This window comes from Pandoraea anapnoica, assembly GCF_902459765.1.
In the GTDB taxonomy this organism is placed as follows: Bacteria; Pseudomonadota; Gammaproteobacteria; order Burkholderiales; family Burkholderiaceae; genus Pandoraea; species Pandoraea anapnoica.
The window spans coordinates 1-701 of record NZ_CABPSP010000046.1 but is presented as its reverse complement, the minus strand read 5'-3'; the positions used below and the strand labels follow the sequence as shown (position 1 = coordinate 701).

The following is a 701-nucleotide window of genomic DNA, read 5'->3' as shown; positions in this document are numbered from 1 at the left end:
TTCGTAAAGCAGGGGGGGGACTTTGGCATCCAGCAGATTGGGATGCTGGTCATCATGGCCATGACGGTTATCGCAACGCAGGGGGCATCGCTAGCGTTGGCGACGACGGAGACCGCTGCGCAACAAGTAGCGCTCGATGCAGCGATGACGGCGATCATTGAGGGGGGTACGGCAGCCGCAGCCGAGGCAGCCGCTGCGGGCGTCACAGGTGGGTTGCTCTCCAGCGGAATCTTCGCGGCGGGTACGTTGGGCAATGCGATGGCATCGGCGTTTGCCGCAAGCGCGTTCGCCTCGGCCGCGTCACAAGTGATGTCGAATGGCTCGCTGAACTTCGGAGACGTGCTTAAGGCGGGTGTAGTTTCGAGCCTGACGGCGGGCCTTACGCGTGGCATTACGTTCAGCGACGCTGACGGATTTGGCTTCGCTACGGGAGGCTCGTCAGACAGCTTGGCCAACCTTGCTGGGACGAATCCGAGTATCGCCCAAGGCTTGGCGAGCAATGCAGTAAGTTCGACAGCGAGCGACTTCGCCCGTCAACTGGCCGCGATGGCGGGTGTATCGGCAATCCAAGCGGGTGTGCAGTCGGCGATTCAAGGAGGGAGTTTCCTTGAAGCGTTGAAGGGCAGTGGAATCAGCAACCTTGGCGCAGCGTTGGCGTTCCAGATCGGCGAGGCGAAAGCCGACGGTCTATTTGGAGACGG

1 protein-coding gene is annotated in these 701 nt (G+C 61.5%); it reads left to right on the top strand.

Annotation, left to right across the window (positions count from 1 at the left end; genetic code table 11):
* Positions 1–42: 42 nt before the first annotated feature.
* The coding region (locus PAN31117_RS26980) for a DUF637 domain-containing protein (RefSeq protein WP_174991167.1) at positions 43–701 on the top strand (659 nt) is incomplete at its 3' end.